The sequence below is a fragment of the Cedecea sp. NFIX57 genome (genome assembly GCF_900177785.1).
In the GTDB taxonomy this organism is placed as follows: Bacteria; Pseudomonadota; Gammaproteobacteria; order Enterobacterales; family Enterobacteriaceae; genus Cedecea; species Cedecea neteri_C.
In genome coordinates, this window is sequence record NZ_FXAS01000116.1 from 1 (window position 1) to 1444 (window position 1444).

Annotated in this window: 2 protein-coding genes and 2 pseudogenes; 1 reads left to right on the forward strand and 3 read right to left on the reverse strand. The window is 52.1% G+C overall.

Going from position 1 to position 1444, the window contains the following annotated elements; all coding sequences use genetic code 11:
• Positions 1-148: 148 nt before the first annotated feature.
• Positions 149-256, forward strand: a pseudogene (locus B9Y90_RS27080) (IS5/IS1182 family transposase); the annotation flags it as partial.
• A gap of 57 nt (positions 257-313) precedes the next feature.
• Here the strand turns inward: B9Y90_RS27080 and B9Y90_RS27495 are convergent.
• The 3 genes and pseudogenes from B9Y90_RS27495 to B9Y90_RS26110 all read right to left on the reverse strand — a co-directional run.
• Complete coding sequence (locus B9Y90_RS27495) at positions 314-478, reverse strand: phage polarity suppression protein (protein WP_139827521.1); 165 nt, start codon at positions 476-478, stop codon at positions 314-316.
• On the reverse strand, positions 408-575 hold the full coding sequence (locus B9Y90_RS27500; protein WP_254902779.1) for a phage polarity suppression protein: 168 nt from the start codon (positions 573-575) through the stop codon (positions 408-410). Before B9Y90_RS27500 ends, B9Y90_RS27495 begins: the two co-directional genes overlap by 71 nt.
• A gap of 158 nt (positions 576-733) precedes the next feature.
• A pseudogene (locus tag B9Y90_RS26110) lies at positions 734-1351 on the reverse strand (PFL_4669 family integrating conjugative element protein); the annotation flags it as partial.
• Positions 1352-1444: the final 93 nt, after the last annotated feature.

Genomic DNA, 1444 nt, shown 5'->3' on the forward strand with positions numbered 1-1444 from the left:
GCGTATGGCAATGAGCCGCTTTATTATCGAGTTTGGTGACCGCCTGGATGGTCACTTCTGAGAAAAGGCATTTACACAGAATCGTGTACAGGGTCCGGTGCGATTGGGCATCTCGTCACCCCCCTGTACATTTCATCTGGCATCTGGCATCTGGCATCTGGCAGCAAACACTCATGAAATTATCTGTGCAGACCTGTCGCTGAACAATATTACGGACTCAGAGGCATTCCCCGGGTTAATCCGGCAAACCCACCGAAACTGATTTATGCCACAACGCCGCTCTGCGCGGCCTGTTGCTGAATGAACATCGGGTTCAGTGTCTGGCCTGATTATCTGTCCGGGATGCCCTGTCAGGCCGGAAGCCGATAGCTGTCAGAATATCCCGGTCGTCATCCGCATAATGCGCTTCAACCTCGCTTGCCGGATGAACGGACAACGCGTCGCGAATACTGGCGGTAGTGTGGTCCCGGCAGTTCACTGAGGTGCATCAGTTCGGGGGCCAGGGCAGCGGCCAGCGCTGCGTTGTTCACCTGTATAAAGGCGTGGCGCTGGAGACGGACGTTGATACGCTGCACGGCCTCATGGTCATGGATGTAACCTCGTCTTCCCGTTCACGGCCGGCTTTGAGCTGACTGTGCCCGACGTTCATTTCCGGGGAGCGGAGCATGCGCCTACAATCCAGAATGGTTAACGCGCACCAACCCATGCCGACCAAAAATGAGCAGTAGTGGTTTCACTGTTGATCATCCGGCCCCATCAGCTTTGTAGCCTCCGCTTGATGTGAAAGGCATTTGAAGGCTGATTTTAGCAACCTGATGCTCTCAGCGTTTACCGGCGGCGAATAGCGAGAACGACGGGTTCCCAGAAGGATCGCCCTGTCAAGTTTCCCCAGTTGTTTTATCGCCTGTTGGGCATTAGCGTTATTTGATGCAATATCTTGACGGGTAACAGGCAGAGAGTGGTAACGCTGGGCTATAGAGAAGATACAACGAATTTGATGGCTAACACGATGTAGCCATGCTTTACGCTCTTTCAGTGAAATCAGGCCGTAATGGTGAGCCTGGAAAATAGTCATAATTATTTGATCGGAGGCAGCAAGAAGGTAAGCGGAGCGATATCCAAGCTGAGTATGGCTGTGGACACCGATTTTCAGCGGTGAAGTGGCGTACCCTTCTGAACAAAAAGTATTACCCGGCAGCAAAAACATGATTTCCTCAAGATTACGCTGCCATTTCTGAAGCTGCTGGTTGGTTATGTCTGTCAGCGATTCAGCCTCGACCAGGGCAGCATCCGCCCATGGATTATCTGCCAGTGAATCACGATGTATCTGGGACATGAGTCGGAAAAATGTAAGCGCCCCATACTGAACGTGGCGTAAGGATTATTTTACAGAGGAGAGATTCCAGGGCAGCAGTTCATGTACCCGGTTTGAAGGCCTGTCGTT